General features: G+C 69.6%; 14 protein-coding genes. 8 read left to right on the top strand and 6 right to left on the bottom strand.

The window, feature by feature from the left end:
- The first annotated feature begins 57 nt into the window (after nucleotides 1–57).
- Together BXA03_RS00990 and BXA03_RS00995 are read left to right on the top strand one after the other, a co-directional pair.
- Nucleotides 58–585, top strand: a complete 528-nt coding sequence (locus tag BXA03_RS00990) for a GNAT family N-acetyltransferase (RefSeq protein WP_017759938.1) — start codon at nucleotides 58–60, stop codon at nucleotides 583–585.
- An 89-nt stretch (nucleotides 586–674) separates the two neighbouring features.
- A complete protein-coding gene (locus BXA03_RS00995; RefSeq protein WP_076503326.1) occupies nucleotides 675–1,580 on the top strand; it encodes a DUF808 domain-containing protein in 906 nt (301 codons plus the stop codon).
- A 34-nt stretch (nucleotides 1,581–1,614) separates the two neighbouring features.
- Here the strand turns inward: BXA03_RS00995 and BXA03_RS01000 are convergent, their stop codons facing one another.
- Both BXA03_RS01000 and BXA03_RS26960 read right to left on the bottom strand, forming a co-directional pair.
- Nucleotides 1,615–1,815, bottom strand: a complete 201-nt coding sequence (locus tag BXA03_RS01000) for a hypothetical protein (protein WP_076503327.1) — start codon at nucleotides 1,813–1,815, stop codon at nucleotides 1,615–1,617.
- 87 nt (nucleotides 1,816–1,902) lie between these two features.
- Nucleotides 1,903–2,061, bottom strand: coding sequence for a hypothetical protein (locus BXA03_RS26960; RefSeq protein ID WP_200803314.1), 159 nt, complete (start codon nucleotides 2,059–2,061; stop codon nucleotides 1,903–1,905).
- 150 nt (nucleotides 2,062–2,211) lie between these two features.
- On the opposite strand from BXA03_RS26960, the gene BXA03_RS01005 reads away from it, so the two are divergent.
- The 4 genes from BXA03_RS01005 (at nucleotide 2,212) to BXA03_RS01020 (ending at nucleotide 7,259) form a co-directional block, all read left to right on the top strand.
- Nucleotides 2,212–2,637 carry a hypothetical protein gene (locus tag BXA03_RS01005; protein WP_076503328.1) on the top strand — a complete coding sequence of 142 codons (426 nt, stop codon included), beginning with the start codon at nucleotides 2,212–2,214 and terminating at the stop codon, nucleotides 2,635–2,637.
- Entirely contained in the window at nucleotides 2,634–3,308 is a 675-nt protein-coding gene (locus BXA03_RS01010) for an alpha/beta hydrolase (protein WP_076503329.1), read from the top strand. The genes BXA03_RS01005 and BXA03_RS01010 overlap by 4 nt, the downstream gene beginning before the upstream one ends.
- 118 nt (nucleotides 3,309–3,426) lie before the next feature.
- The gene (gene gshA, locus BXA03_RS01015) at nucleotides 3,427–4,992 is read left to right on the top strand and encodes a glutamate--cysteine ligase (RefSeq protein WP_076503330.1); all 1,566 of its coding nucleotides are present in this window, start codon (nucleotides 3,427–3,429) and stop codon (nucleotides 4,990–4,992) included.
- A gap of 143 nt (nucleotides 4,993–5,135) precedes the next feature.
- Nucleotides 5,136–7,259 (top strand): esterase-like activity of phytase family protein, encoded by a 2,124-nt coding sequence (locus BXA03_RS01020; RefSeq protein ID WP_076503331.1) that lies wholly within the window; start codon nucleotides 5,136–5,138, stop codon nucleotides 7,257–7,259.
- 48 nt (nucleotides 7,260–7,307) lie between these two features.
- On the opposite strand, the gene BXA03_RS01025 is transcribed toward BXA03_RS01020, so the two are convergent.
- The 3 genes from BXA03_RS01025 to BXA03_RS01035 are packed head-to-tail and all read right to left on the bottom strand — an operon-like array spanning nucleotide 7,308 to nucleotide 9,637.
- A complete protein-coding gene (locus tag BXA03_RS01025; protein WP_076503332.1) occupies nucleotides 7,308–8,288 on the bottom strand; it encodes a Bug family tripartite tricarboxylate transporter substrate binding protein in 981 nt (326 codons plus the stop codon).
- 32 nt (nucleotides 8,289–8,320) lie between these two features.
- Nucleotides 8,321–9,304, bottom strand: coding sequence for an alpha/beta hydrolase (locus BXA03_RS01030; RefSeq protein WP_200803315.1), 984 nt, complete (start codon nucleotides 9,302–9,304; stop codon nucleotides 8,321–8,323).
- Nucleotides 9,305–9,316: 12 nt separating this feature from the next.
- On the bottom strand, nucleotides 9,317–9,637 hold the full coding sequence (locus BXA03_RS01035) for a hypothetical protein (RefSeq protein WP_076503333.1): 321 nt from the start codon (nucleotides 9,635–9,637) through the stop codon (nucleotides 9,317–9,319).
- A gap of 89 nt (nucleotides 9,638–9,726) precedes the next feature.
- Between BXA03_RS01035 and BXA03_RS01040 the strand changes: the two genes are divergently transcribed.
- Complete coding sequence (locus tag BXA03_RS01040) at nucleotides 9,727–10,653, top strand: LysR family transcriptional regulator (protein ID WP_076503659.1); 927 nt, start codon at nucleotides 9,727–9,729, stop codon at nucleotides 10,651–10,653.
- 69 nt (nucleotides 10,654–10,722) lie between these two features.
- On the opposite strand, the gene hemH is transcribed toward BXA03_RS01040, so the two are convergent.
- Entirely contained in the window at nucleotides 10,723–11,733 is a 1,011-nt protein-coding gene (hemH, locus tag BXA03_RS01045) for a ferrochelatase (protein ID WP_076503334.1), read from the bottom strand.
- A 15-nt stretch (nucleotides 11,734–11,748) separates the two neighbouring features.
- Here hemH and BXA03_RS01050 point away from each other — a divergent pair, with 15 nt between their 5' ends.
- Entirely contained in the window at nucleotides 11,749–12,480 is a 732-nt protein-coding gene (locus BXA03_RS01050; RefSeq protein WP_076503335.1) for an HAD-IA family hydrolase, read from the top strand.
- Nucleotides 12,481–12,549 lie beyond the last annotated feature (69 nt).

The following is a 12,549-nucleotide window of genomic DNA, read 5'->3' on the forward strand; positions in this document are numbered from 1 at the left end:
GCCGCCATGCTTGGCCCGGGCGGCGACAATGGCGGCCCGATTTTTTAGAAGTTCTGAATGTCTCCGTACGAAGTCTGCCCCGCTGAAACCCGTGACGCCCGCGCCATCGCCGAGATTCACGCCGCCGCCGCCCGGGCCGTCTATCAAGGCCTGGTGCCCGACGACCAGCTCGACGCGCTGGTCGCACCCGGCACCCGCGAAGCCAAATGGCGCCAGGCCATCGAGTTCGCCGAGCCGCAGGTGCTGGTGGCCGTGCAGGGCGACCAGGTGGTCGGCTTCGTCGGCTTCGATCGCTCGCGCGATCCCAAGACGCCGCCCACCACCGGCGAGATCTGGGCCCTGTACGTGCATCCCGACCACTGGGGCAAGGGCGTAGCCCTGCAGTTGTGGGATGCCGCCACCGAAGGCCTGGAGGACGAGGGCTGCACCACCGTCACCGCCTGGGTGCCGCTGCGCAACGAGCGCGCCCTCAACTTCTTCGAGCACCAGGTCGGCTTCAAGCGCGACATGAAGACCGCCAAGACGACGGCGCTCAACAGCACCGTGCGCATCGAGGAAGTGCGGCTGAAGCGCACGCTGGGTTGACCTCTGCGCTGACGCCGGCCCGGCTTCGCGGCCCTTAGCCTCTCGCGCGTAGCGATCTTGCGCTGTGCCCCCGACCGAGAACTCCCCGCATGGCCTCCAGTCTCCTCCTGCTGCTCGACGACATCGCCACCGTGCTCGACGACGTGTCGGTGCTCACCAAGGTGGCGGCCAAGAAGACCGCCGGCGTGCTGGGCGACGACCTGGCGCTCAACGCCCAGCAGGTGACGGGCGTGAACGCCAACCGCGAGCTGCCGGTGGTCTGGGGCGTGGCCAAGGGATCATTGTTCAACAAGGCCATCCTGGTGCCGGCGGCGCTCGCGATCGCGTCGTGGCTGCCCTGGCTGATCACGCCTTTGCTGATGGTGGGCGGCGCCTTCCTGTGCTTCGAAGGGGTCGAGAAGCTGGCCCACAAGTTCCTGCACAAGGGCGAGGATGCCGAGGCGCGGCGGGCGCAAGTGCAGGCCATGGTCGAAGGCGGCGCCGATCCAGCCCAGATGGAGAAGGACAAGATCAAGGGCGCGATCCGCACCGACTTCATCCTCTCGGCCGAGATCATCGTGATCACGCTGGGCGCGGTGGAAGGGCAGCCCTTCCTGACGCAGCTGACGGTACTGGCCCTCATCGCCGTGGTCATGACGGTGGGTGTCTATGGCCTGGTGGCCGGCATCGTCAAGCTGGACGACCTGGGCCTGTGGCTCAGCCGCCGCTCCGGTGCGCTGTCGCGTGTCGTCGGGCGCGGCCTGGTGGGCATGGCCCCGTGGCTGATGAAGGCGCTGTCGGTGCTGGGTACCGCCGCCATGTTTCTCGTGGGTGGCGGCATCCTGGTGCATGGGGTGCCCGCCGTCGCGCATGCGGTGGGGGGCTGGGCTCACCAGATCGGTGGCGTCGGTGGCACCCTGCTGGGCCTGGTGGCCAACGCGGCCGTCGGCATCGTGGCCGGCATCGTCGTCCTGGCGGTGGTCGAGGCCGTCAAGCGGCTCAAGCGCCCGTCGTGAGCCCTCGGGGTGCTGGCGGATGGATGCGGGACGCTCAGCGGCGTCGGCGCCACAGCGCCACGCCCATCAGTGCGACGCCCAGGATCAGCGCGAACCAGCCGACGGTCTGCGCGCCGCCGACCATCTCGCGCCAACCGGGTGACTTCAGCCAAATGGGTGCCAGCAGCACCACCACGCCGACGACGGCGCACATGGCGCCGCGCATCAGCATCTGGTCATCGTTCTTCTTGGCCATGGAATGGCGTCTCCGTAGTACGGGCGGGCGCCGTGCGGACGAAAAAAAGCGCGGACTCGCCGCGCCTTCGCCTGCCTGGCAGGCCGATCAGCCCTGGTGGGCGCGCTTGCCCGGGTTCTTCTTGCTGCGGGTGGCGGTGCCGCGCTCGAGGCTGCGCTTCTGTCCGCCGCCGCTGCGCATGACGAGGGCGCCCGGCAGGGGCTTGGTGGCCTTGCGGTCGGCTTCGGTGACGATCTTGTTGCCCATGGTGTGTACTCCTTGCTGGACGATTTGAGAAAAATGCGAAACCCCGTATTGTGGCGCCTCGCGCCGACCTTCTCCGGTGACAGCCCTGCACGGCTGGCCGGATTGCGCTCCAATCGCCCGGCGGCGCCCCTCGCGCTCAGCCCTCCAAGCATGAACTTCCTCCGCTTCCGGCGCACTGCGCCAGCTGTCGCCTGGGCCAGCCTTTGCCTGCTGGCCTGCATCGCCCTCGGCTGGGCACCGCCTGCCCGCGCGCAGGCCGATCCGCGCGACTTTCCGGCTGCCGCGCTGCGGCTGCTGCAGGCCGAGCAGGCCGCGATCGACCGCGCAGTGGTGGAGCGCGACCGCGATCAGTTCGAGGTGTCGATGGGCCGGACGCTGGCCTTCACCGAGGCCTGGGACTTCAAGAGCCACGCCAATCCGGCCCTGGCGCCCTACGCTGCCTGCACCGACGCGATCGCCGATCTGCACGTCGTGGGCCTGTGCCGCATGCTGCCAGCGGCCGAGGGCTGCCAGCCATCGCCGGCGCCTCGCCTGGCCGAGAACATCAACCGCTGCCGACAACAGGCCACCCCATGACCACCACTGCCTCCCGCCCGCCCGTCGAAATCGAGACCGGCCCCGATCCCCGCGCCACCGTGATGCTGATGCACGGGCTGGGGGCCGACGGCAACGACTTCGTGCCCATCGTCCGCGAGATGCAAGGCGCGCTGGCGGGCGTCGGCCCTGTGCGTTTCGTCTTTCCGAATGCGCCGGTGCGGCCGGTGACCATCAACGGCGGCTATGTCATGCCGGCGTGGTACGACATCCTGGGCCCGGGCAGGCCCGAGGACGAGGCGGGGCTGCGCCAGTCCATGGCGGCCATCGAGGAGCTGCTCGCCCGTGAGCGCGAGCGTGGCATTCCCAGCGAGCGCACGGTGATCGCCGGCTTCTCGCAGGGCTGCGCGATGGCGCTGCTCACCGGCCTGCGCCATGCCTCGCCACTGGCCGGCATCGTGGGTCTGTCGGGCTATCTGCCGCTGGCGGATCGCACCGCCACCGAGCGTCACGCGGCCAACCACGCCACGCCGATCTTCCTGGCCCATGGCACGCGGGACAACGTCGTGGTGCTGCCGCGCGCCGAGCTTGCGCGCGACACGCTGCAGGGCCTGGGCCATGCGGTGGAGTGGCATGCCTATCCCATGGAGCACACCGTGTGCATGGAAGAGATCGCCGACATCGCTGCCTTCCTGCAGCGCGTTCTGGCCTGAGTCGAGCCTGCTGCCGCACGAGGACGAGGGGCCCTGAAAAGGGTGAGAGGACCCTCGGCGGCAGGACTGCGCGGCCGGTGTTACCGTCCGCCCGAACCCCAGATTTGAGACGATGCACATGAACAGACTTCAACAACGTCTGGGCGGCCTGGCGCCGACCCGGATCCAGGGCATCCGTCGCGGCATCGAGAAGGAAAGCCTGCGCGCGCAGCCCGATGGCAAGCTCGCCCTCACGCCGCATCCCGCCGCGCTGGGCAGCGCGCTCACGCATCCCCACATCACCACCGACTTCAGCGAATCCCAGCTGGAACTGATCACCGGCGTGCATGCCGACGTCGACGCCTGCGTTGCCGAACTGACCGAGGTGCACCAGTTCACCTACCGTGCGCTTCGCGAGGCCGGCGGCGACGAGACGATGTGGGTGTCCAGCATGCCCTGTGGCCTGCCGTCGGACGAGACCATTCCCCTGGGGCGCTACGGCACCTCCAACGTCGGGCGCGCCAAGAGCGTCTATCGAATGGGCCTGGGCCATCGCTATGGCCGGCGCATGCAGACCATCTCCGGCATCCACTACAACTGGTCCATGCCCGAGGTGTCCAGCGAGGACTACTTCGCGCTGATCCGCAACTTCCGTCGACAGGCCTTCCTGCTGCTGGTGCTGTTCGGCGCCTCGCCGGCCGTGTGCGCGAGCTTCGTCGAAGGGCGTCCGCATGCGCTCGACCCGATCGGCGAATACACCATGCACAAGCCCCATGCGACCTCGCTGCGCATGGGCCGCCTGGGCTACCAGAGCGAGGCGCAGGCTTCGCTGTTCGTCAGCTACAACGGCCTGGACGGCTACGGTGCCTCGCTGGCCGATGCGCTGACGCGCCCCTATGCGCCCTATGAGGCCATCGGCGTGCGCAATCTGGGTGGCGAATACAACCAGCTCGCCACCACGCTGCTGCAGATCGAGAACGAGTTCTACGGCTCGATCCGGCCCAAGCGCGTCATCTTCCCCGGCGAACGTCCGCTGCATGCGCTGCGCGAGCGCGGCGTCGAGTACGTCGAGGTGCGGCTGATGGACCTCGACCCGTTCGAGCCGGTGGGCATCAGCGCGCAGACCATGCGCTTCCTGGACGTCTTCCTGCTGCAGTGCCTGTTGCGGGAGAGCCCGCCAGACAGCCGCGAAGAGATCGTCGAGATGAAGCACAACCAGCACCTGGTGGCCGAGTCCGGACGCGAGCCTGGCCTGACGCTGCGCCGTGGTGGGCAGGAAGTGCTGCTGACCGACTGGGGCCGCGAGATCCTGGCCGAATGCCGGCCCATCGCCGAGGCCATGGATGCAGCCCTCGGCGGCGGCGATGCGCATGCGCGCGCGGTCGAGGCGGCTGTCCAGTCGCTGGCTCTGCCCGACACCCTGCCGTCGGCCCGCGTGCTGCAGGCCATGGCGGCCTCGCATGCGGATTCCTTCACCGGCTTCGTGATCGAGCGCTCGCGCCAGGCGCAGAGGGCGTTGCTGGACATGCCCTGGACCCCCGAGCAGCAGGCACGCTACGAGGCCATGAGCGCCGACTCCGTCCAGGTGCAGCAACAGATCGAAGCCAGCGACACGATGCCCTTCGAGGAGTACCGCCAGCAGTACACCTCGCCGGGCCGACTCGGCCTGCGGCCCGTCAAGGGCGACGTCCTGCTCGCCATCTGAATCCGGTCCCGCGCCGTAGCCCGCGGCGTTGCGTGGCTGGCGTCATGAATCCGTCACAGCCCTGAGCGCCAATCGGGGCCGCCTGACGCACGGTGCGCAGGCGACAACGACGGATGAAGATGCGCAAGAGAACACGACATGCGATGAGGGGCTGGGCGGCCGTGGCGGGGACGAGCCTGCTGCTGGCAGCCTGCGGTGGCGGCGGCAGCAACAGCAACTGGGTGCCCTTCGCTGGCACCTCGTCGGGCAGCGGCAGCGGCACATCCCCGGGCAATGGCACCGGCGCCAGCACGGCTCCGGCGACAGGCACCACCACCGGCGTCTTCCTCGACGCAGCGGTCGAGGGCCTCGACTACCAGGCTGGCAGCGCGACCATCGCACAGACCGATGCGCAGGGCCGCTTCCAGTGCAAGCCAGGCGATGTGGTGCGCTTCCGCGCCGGTGCGCTCGACCTGGGCAGTGCGTCCTGCGGCACCATCGTCACGCCGCTGACCCTCGCCGGCCAGGCCAACAGCGCCGCAGGCCTCCAGGCCGATGCCGTGGTCAACCGCCTGCTGGCATTGCAGTCGCTCGATGACGACGGCGATCCGTCCAACGGCATCCGCCTGACGTCCGAGCTCAAGGCCCGCCTCCGGGCTGGCGCGCTCGACTTCTCGGCTGCACCTGCTGCCTTCAACACCGCGCTGCAAGCGCTGCTGGTCGCGCTCCCGGCACCGTGGTCTGCGCGCACCGTGGACGACAGTCGCCGCCTGCTGGCGCGCGAGCATTTCGAGAACACGCTGGCTTCGGCGGCGGGCACGCCCATCGCGACCAGCGCCAGCCAGACCAATGCCCTCGGCACGCTTGGCATCAGCGTGACCCGCTACCAGCTGCAGGCAGACGCCAAGTACTACGTGCCCTACGAAGGCGCGCAGGCCGCCGTGAAGGCCGACTTCCCGATGGGCTTTCTGCCGGCCTATGGCTCGGGCCTGGCCTTCAAGGGCAAGACCGACGACGGCACGCTGGAGTTCTACGCCGTGACGGACCGCGGTCCCAACGGCGATGGTCCCACGGTGCCGGTGCCTGGCGACACGGGCGGCGCGACCAGCGTGAGCAAGGTGTTCCCTGCGCCGTCGTTCACGCCCAGCTTCGGCCTCGTGCGTGTCGGCAAGAACGGTGCCGTGCTGGCATCGAGCACGGCCCTGCGTGTGGATGCACAGACCAAGGTCACGGGCCTGCCGCCCAAGGCGGGCAGCGTGGGCTCCACCGGCGAGATCCCGCTCACCGATACCTACGTCTTCGATGCCGCCAAATCGGGCTTCGATGCCAACGGCCTCGACCCCGAATCGATGGTCTACGACAAGGCCCGCAACGTGCTGTGGACCAGCGACGAGTACGGCCCCTTCGTGGCCCGCGTCAACATCGCCACCGGCGTGATCGAGAAGAAGTACGCGCCGGGCAACGGACTGCCGGCCATCTTCGCCAAACGCCGTCTGAACCGCGGCATGGAAGGTCTGACGCTGGACGCGGCCACGGGCCGCCTGCACGGCTTCCTGCAGAGCCCGATCGATCCGAAGGACGGCAGCGGCAAGTCGCTCAAGGCCAAGCCGCCGGGCGGCAGCAGCACCGACGTGCGCCATATCGCGAAGTTCGCGCGCTGGGTGGAATTCGATCCGGCGACGGAGACCTCGAAGTCCTACGCCTATCCCATCGACGGCTTGGCCTACGACAAGGACCGCACCGGCAACGCCAAGCTGGGCGACGTGGTGAGCCTGGGCAACGGCCGCTTCATCGTCATCGAGCAGGGCGCGCGCAAGAGCGACGGCAAGGTCATGAACAAGCTGATGCTGGTCGAGCTGCCGGCTGCTGCCACCGACATCGCGGCGATGGATGAGAACCTGGAGATCAGCAGCATCACGCAGGCCGCCTCGAACGGCGTCAACTACGCCAACGTGGTCACGATGAAAAAGACCGAGCTGCTGGACTTGAACGCGCTGGGCTGGCTGGCGGAGAAGGCCGAAGGCCTGGCCCTGGTGGACGACAACACGCTGGCCCTGGTCAACGACGACGACTTCGGCCTGTCCACGGTGCTGCTGGACGCCAACGGCAACAAGGTCGATGGCAGCGTCGAGGACTGCACCTTCGATGCCAGCGGCAACATCGTCAGCGGCTGCCCGGCCGGTGTGGTCAAGGCCCGCATCACGCGCGGCAGCGACCTGGAGCGCCCCACGCGTGTCTGGCTCATCAAGCTGGACCGCGCACTGTCGGGGCTGCGGCTGCCCGGTTGAGCGAGGCCCGCCGTCGGCGGCGTGGCCATGTGCCGGACGGCCGGCGTCTCACTCCGGCTCGATGCCGGCGCTGCGGATCAACTGCGTCCAGCGCGCCAGTTCGCTGCGGCCGAAGTCCGCCAGCTCCTGTGGCGTGCTGGAGACGGGCTGGAGGCCGAGGGCGGCAAAGCGCTCGCGCAGGGCGGGGTTGTCGACGGCACGGCGTAGTTCCCGGGCGAGCCGGTCGATGACCGGAGCGGGCGTGCCGGCCGGCGCATACATCGCGTACCAGGCCAGCAGTTCGAAGCCCTTGAGCGTCTGGGCGATGGTCGGCACCTCGGGCAGCACGGTGACGCGTTCCAGGCTGCTCACGCCCAGGGCGCGCACTTTTCCGGCGCGCACCTGCGGCGTGCCGGTGGCCATGTCGGTGAACATCAGATCCACCTGGCCAGCCACCACGTCGTTGAGCGCCTGCGGAATGGTCTTGTACGGCACGTGCAGCATGTCGATGCCGGCCATGCTGGTGAGCATGGCGCCTGGCACCAAGGTGCCCGCGCTGCCCGACGCATAGGTCAGCTTGCCCGGCCGGGACTTGGCCAGGGCGATGAGCTCCGGCACCGTGCGCACCGGCAGCGCGGGATTCACCACCAGCAGGGCCGGCGTATTGGCGATGCGGCCGATGGGCGCGAAATCTTTGACGGGGTCGTAGCCCAGCCGCTTCATGAGCGAGGGATTGGCCGCCTGCGTCGTGTTGGTGGTGACGAACAGCGTGTAGCCATCGGCGGGCGCGCGGGCCACGGCCTCGGCGCCGATGGAGCCATTGGCCCCCACGCGGTTGTCGATGATCACTGCCTGGCCCAGCGCGCGACTCAGCGGATCTCCGACGAGCCTGGCGACGATGTCGTTGCCGGATCCGGCGCCGAACGGAACGATCACGCGGATCGGTTTGGTGGGCCAGGCGGCCATGCCTTCCGCATGGGCGGCCCATGGCAGGAAGGCGGGCAGCGCGGCGGCCGAGCAGGCGGCGCGCAGGAAGGAGCGGCGGGTCATGGTCTGGTTGTCTCCATCGGGAAAAGGCGGGATCAGGCCGCGGTGCAGGCTTCGAGCCAGTCCAGCAGGCGTCGGCCCACGGCGTCGGAATTGCGATCCATCATGGGAAAGTGCGAGTTGCCATGCAGCCCTTCGGCCGGCAGATCGCAGCGGTCGACGCGCACCTGCGCCGACTGGAGCGCGCGGCAGTAGGCATCCACGTTCTCGCGGTAGCGCAGCCAGATCGGGTGCAACGCCAGGAAGTCGCCCCACATGCACAGATGGGGCGGCAGGGATACAGGGGGATCGGGCAGGGCGTCGGGGCGGGGCGCGCCCGAGGGCTCGATCGCCGCGACGGCGGCCACCTGGCCGGGCCAGCGCCGTGCGGCCTCCAGCGCAAAGCCGCCACCCTGGCTGTGCCCCACGACGATGCAACGTCCCATCCGGGTGAGCAGGGCGCCGTAGGCCGCCAGGGTGGCTTCTTCATGGCCCGCCCAGCGCGGCACCCACTGGGCGGCGAACCGATCGAAGGCCTCCACCGGAAACTGCTGGCCGTCGTGTGCCCGCCGGCCCTGTGCATGCGTCCGGTAGCCCTCGGCCGGGCCGATGCGGAACATGTCCCAGCCCTCGTCCAGGGTGCGGTGCAGCGGTGCCTGCGTGTAGATCTCGGGCCAGCGCGACCAGCCCGCGCGACCACGCTCGACTGCGTCGCAGACATAGACGTCGAAGCGGGCCCGCAGCAGGAGGTCGAGCCATCCGGGCCGCCCGTCCGGCGTGCTTTCCCAGTTGGCGCCGGTCATGCCGCCGCCGTGCCACAGCACCACCGGCAGCGGATGCCGCGGCTCAGCCTGGAGATAGGCCTGGACGTACATCTGTCCGCTGATGTAGTCGCCGTTCGGATCGACGGCGCGCATCGGGCCGTTCTGGGCGAAGCGCAGATGCTCGACGGGCAGGCCGCTCAGGCTGCGGATGCCGCCGCCGACGAAGAAGCTGGTGATCTGCCGAAGCTGCAGAGGCGCGGGTGAGGCGTGGGACATCTGTGGGCCGTTTCAGTGGCGGGCGTGCAGCGTGGCCTGGTCGATGGCAAAGCAGCGGATGCGTGGCACGGTGCCCAGGTGGCGCCGCACCGCTTGCTCGGCCCCGTCCATGAAGGCCGCGAGTGCCTGCCCATCGCGGTAGGGCTGGTCACGGTAGTGCGCTTCGAGCAGCACCGCCGCGCCGCGCGGCGAGACCGCCTGCATGAGCACGATCTGGATGGCGGAAGGCTGGGCGCGCAGGGGGCCGGTACACAGCAGCTCCAGCTCCTGGGCGAGGGCCTCGGCCGTGTCGACGGTCACGGCTTGGGCGGTGAAGAGTTTGATGACGGGCATCGCAGGCGCAATCGGGTCGGACGGGATGGGGCCGGATTGTGGAAAGTGCCATCCATTCGGTAAATTGCTTTCTTTTGCGCGATTCATGCATGCCATCGATCAATTACCGCACCGACGATCTGCGCGCCCTGGTGGCGCTGCATGCCTGCGGCAGCTTCGTGCGGGCCGCGGGCCAGCTCCACATCACGCAGCCCGCCTTCAGCCGGCGCATCGCGCAACTGGAATTGGCGGTCGATGGGCCGCTGGTCGAGCGCACGACGCGCAAGGTGGCCCTGACGACGCTGGGCCTGGATCTGGTGCGACAGGCCGGGCCGATGCTGGCGCAACTGGACGAGGCCGTCTCGGAGGCGCGCGGCAGTGCGCGCGGCGAGTCCGGCCGGCTGGCCGTGGCCTGCATCACGACGGTGGTCTATGCCGTGATGCCGCCGGTGCTCAAGGCCTTCCAGCAGGAATACCCGAGGCTGAGGCTGCATCTGCGGGACGACACCGGTCAGCGCGTGGCGCAGGCCGTGATGGCACGCGAGGCCGAGTTCGGCATCGGCGTGCTCAGCGGGCTCGGGCCGGCGCTCGTCACCGAGCATTGCGTGGACGATCCCTACGTCATCGCCTTCGCGCCGGGGCACCCGCTGGAGCGGCTGGCGCGTGTGCCCTGGCGCGTGCTCAGTACCTTCCGGGTCGTCGCGCTGCGTTCCACCAGCGCCAATCGCCAGCAGATGGATGCGGCGCTGGCGGCGGCGGGCATCGCCGTGCCTTGGTTCGACGAGGTCGAACACCTGTCCTCGATGCTGGGCCTGCTGCGCGGTGGCGTGGGCATCGGCGTGCTGCCCCGGCTGGCGCTGCAGTCGGCGGGCGGCAGCGAATTGCTCACGCGGCCGTTGGAGGCGCCGACCGTGGTGCGGCCCGTCGGGCTGTTGCGTCGCCAGGACGCCGTGCTCACCGAGCCGGCGCAGCGGCTGTGGCAGCTGCTGCGCAGCCACCTCGCGGGCGTTCAGGCGCAGTCCGCAGCCGCGTGCTGAGGTGGCACGGCCTGCCTTGCTGCATCCGCCCGGCCGCGACGACTGACCTGACCGGGTTTGCGCCGGGCGTCAGCCGCGCGTCTTCCAGCCCTGCAGATGCCGCTCGGCCAGTTGCGTCAGAGCGGCCATCCAGTCCGGGTCCTCGTTCAGGCAGGGGATGTAGTGGAAGGCCTCGCCGCCCGATTCGAGGAAGGCCTCGCGGGCCTCCATGGCGATCTCTTCCAGCGTCTCCAGGCAGTCGGCCGGAAAGCCCGGGCACATCACGTCCACGCTCTTGAGGCCCTGCTTGGCCAGCTCGCGCAAGGTGGGCTCGGTGTAGGGCTGCAGCCATTCGGCGGCACCGAAGCGCGACTGGAAGGTGGCGCGCCAGGCGTCGGGCGCAAGCCCCAGCCGTGCGGCGAGCAACTGGGCCGTGCGCAGGCATTGCTGCTCGTACGGATCGCCCAGCTTGATGTTGCGCGCTGGGATGCCGTGGAAGCTCATCACCAGCATGGCGCCGCGGCCGTTGGCCTGCCAGTGGCGCTCCACGCTGCGGGCCAGGGTGTCGATGTAGGCCGCATCGTCGTGGTAGTCGGCCACGAAGCGAAGTTCGGGCACGCGACGCGCCTGGCCGCACCAGGCATTGACGGCGTCGACCATGCTGGCCGTGGTGGTGCCCGAGTACTGGGGGTAGGCCTGCAGCACCAGCACACGGTGGATGCCTGCATCGGCCAGCTGTTGAAGCCGGGTGGCGACCGAGGGCTCTCCATAGCGCATCGCGTGCAGCACCTGGACCCGGCCATGCCCTGCCTGCGCGAGACCCTCACCGAGCAGCCGGGCCTGCGCCTCGGTATGCACGGCCAGCGGCGATCCCTGCGGCGTCCAGACGCTGGCGTACTTGGCCGCGGACTTGGCCGGCCTCACGCGCAGGATGATGCCGTGCAGGATCGGCAGCCAGGCGGCGCGGGGGATCTCGACCACGCGCGGATCGCCCAGGAACTGGGCCAGATAGGGCCGGACGGCAGCGGCGGTGGGGGCGGCCGGCGAGCCCAGGTTGCACCAGAGGACGGCCGCGCCAGCGGAAGGGGACGAAGAAGGCATGCGGTATTCTGGTGCATGCCCGAGACAATCACGGCCGGCCTGGACTTGCAGCGCATCGCAGCCATCACCCTGGACCTGGACGACACCCTGTGGCCCGTGTGGCCGACCATCGAGCGCGCCGAAGGCGTTCTGCACCAATGGCTGCAGCAGCATGCGCCACGCACGGCCGAGTTGGTGGCTTCGCCCGCCGAACTGCGGGCCCTGCGCATCGCCACCGAGAAGGAACGTTCCGACCTCGCGCACGACCTGGCCGCGCTGCGGCGCGAATCGATCCGCATGGGCCTGCGCCGTGCTGGCGAAGACCCGGCCCTGGCCGAGCCCGCCTTCGAGGTGTTCTATGCCGAGCGCCAGCGCGTGGTGCTGTACGAGGACGCGGCTCCGGCGCTGGACTGGCTGGCCGCACGCTATCCGCTGGTGGCGGTCTCCAATGGCAATGCCGATCTGGCCCTGACCGGGGTGGACCGCTGGTTCCGTGGCGGCTTCAGCGCCTATCGATTCGGCATCGCCAAGCCGCACGCAGCCATCTTCCATGCGGCGGCCGCGTCGGTGGACGTGGCGCCCGAGCAGGTGCTGCATGTGGGCGATGACGCGGCGCTCGATGTGACCGGGGCTTTGAATGCGGGCATGCAGGCCGCCTGGCTGGTGCGCGACGAGCGGCCCTGGACGGAAGGCGCCCGGCCTCAGCTGATCGTGCCGGACCTTCGCGCCCTGTGCCTGGCGCTGGGCGCCTCGTCCGACCTGCGCTGAGGCGCGATCGGCGCCTGCGGGCATTCCCGCAGATTTTTCGGGGAACCTTTGCGCCGCGGGGGCGCACCC

Source organism: Pseudacidovorax sp. RU35E (genome assembly GCF_900156165.1).
In the GTDB taxonomy this organism is placed as follows: Bacteria; Pseudomonadota; Gammaproteobacteria; order Burkholderiales; family Burkholderiaceae_C; genus Xenophilus.

What these genes read in the sequence shown, in the direction of transcription:
- BXA03_RS00990 (WP_017759938.1), top strand. Translation starts at nt 58, where the DNA reads ATGTCTCCGTACGAAGTCTGCCCCGCTGAAACCCGTGACGCCCGCGCC.
- BXA03_RS00995 (WP_076503326.1), top strand. Translation starts at nt 675, where the DNA reads ATGGCCTCCAGTCTCCTCCTGCTGCTCGACGACATCGCCACCGTGCTC.
- BXA03_RS01000 (WP_076503327.1), bottom strand. Translation starts at nt 1,815, where the DNA reads ATGGCCAAGAAGAACGATGACCAGATGCTGATGCGCGGCGCCATGTGC.
- BXA03_RS26960 (WP_200803314.1), bottom strand. Translation starts at nt 2,061, where the DNA reads ATGGGCAACAAGATCGTCACCGAAGCCGACCGCAAGGCCACCAAGCCC.
- BXA03_RS01005 (WP_076503328.1), top strand. Translation starts at nt 2,212, where the DNA reads ATGAACTTCCTCCGCTTCCGGCGCACTGCGCCAGCTGTCGCCTGGGCC.
- BXA03_RS01010 (WP_076503329.1), top strand. Translation starts at nt 2,634, where the DNA reads ATGACCACCACTGCCTCCCGCCCGCCCGTCGAAATCGAGACCGGCCCC.
- gshA (WP_076503330.1), top strand. Translation starts at nt 3,427, where the DNA reads ATGAACAGACTTCAACAACGTCTGGGCGGCCTGGCGCCGACCCGGATC.
- BXA03_RS01020 (WP_076503331.1), top strand. Translation starts at nt 5,136, where the DNA reads ATGAGGGGCTGGGCGGCCGTGGCGGGGACGAGCCTGCTGCTGGCAGCC.
- BXA03_RS01025 (WP_076503332.1), bottom strand. Translation starts at nt 8,288, where the DNA reads ATGACCCGCCGCTCCTTCCTGCGCGCCGCCTGCTCGGCCGCCGCGCTG.
- BXA03_RS01030 (WP_200803315.1), bottom strand. Translation starts at nt 9,304, where the DNA reads ATGTCCCACGCCTCACCCGCGCCTCTGCAGCTTCGGCAGATCACCAGC.
- BXA03_RS01035 (WP_076503333.1), bottom strand. Translation starts at nt 9,637, where the DNA reads ATGCCCGTCATCAAACTCTTCACCGCCCAAGCCGTGACCGTCGACACG.
- BXA03_RS01040 (WP_076503659.1), top strand. Translation starts at nt 9,727, where the DNA reads ATGCCATCGATCAATTACCGCACCGACGATCTGCGCGCCCTGGTGGCG.
- hemH (WP_076503334.1), bottom strand. Translation starts at nt 11,733, where the DNA reads ATGCCTTCTTCGTCCCCTTCCGCTGGCGCGGCCGTCCTCTGGTGCAAC.
- BXA03_RS01050 (WP_076503335.1), top strand. Translation starts at nt 11,749, where the DNA reads ATGCCCGAGACAATCACGGCCGGCCTGGACTTGCAGCGCATCGCAGCC.